This is a genomic window from Oleiphilus sp. HI0066 (genome assembly GCF_001635725.1).
The window spans coordinates 1-972 of the sequence record NZ_LWFH01001582.1; the positions used below are offsets into that span (position 1 = coordinate 1).

Below are 972 nucleotides of genomic sequence, written 5' to 3' on the forward strand. Positions count from 1 at the left end.
CGTCGCTAATGATGACGCTGAAATGTCCGAACTTTCGGGCGAACAATAATAATGCGAATCGTGGTGGCATCAATTTTGTATATAGAGCTCACATCAGTGCATGTGTCAGCTTTCTGTTGTTGCTTAGGTGCGCTGCGAAATCCTTTTTGGAAGAAAACAAAACTTAGGAGAACACGAATGTTGAAATTCTCTTCATTGGTCGCTGCAGGTCTTGCAGTAGGCTTATCTTTTGGTGCAAATGCAGGAACGCTTGAAGACGTTAAAAAACGCGGAATGCTTTCTTGTGGTGTGAGTACTGGTCTTGCTGGATTTTCTCAGAAAGACGAAAAGGGTGAATGGAGTGGTCTAGATGTCGACGTCTGTAAAGCTGTTGCAGCAGCTGTTTTAGGCGATGCATCTAAGGTTCAATACAAGCCTTTAACTGCTAAAGAGCGTTTTACAGCGCTTCAGTCTGGTGAGATTGATATCTTATCTCGTAACACTACATGGACACACACTCGTGACACCTCTCTGGGATTAAACTTTGCAGGCGTTAACTACTACGACGGTCAAGGTTTCATGGTGTCGAAAAAGCTTGGTGTTAAAAGTGCTCTTGAGTTAGATGGTGCTGCGGCTTGTATTCAAGCTGGTACAACAACTGAGTTGAACTTAGCAGATTATTTCCGTGCAAACGGTATGAAATATACTGCTGTAACATTTGATACTTCAGATCAAACACGTGCTGGTTTTGAAAGTGGTCGTTGTGATGTTCTTACTTCTGACCAATCGCAGTTATACGCAATTCGTATTGGTTTGAAGGATCCAGATTCAGCAATGGTTCTTCCAGAAGTTATCTCTAAGGAACCTCTAGGTCCAGTTGTTCGTCAGGGTGATGACGAGTGGTTCAACATCGCTAAGTGGTCTTTGGTAGCAATGATCGAAGCTGAGTTCTTGGGTGTCGATTCTGCGAACGCAGCTGATATGAAAGACAAC

General features: G+C 43.4%; 1 protein-coding gene. It reads left to right on the forward strand.

Features of this window, described 5'->3' with window-relative positions:
* Positions 1-177: 177 nt before the first annotated feature.
* On the forward strand, positions 178-972 hold a 795-nt coding region (locus A3738_RS24940), incomplete at its 3' end, for an amino acid ABC transporter substrate-binding protein (protein ID WP_068763925.1).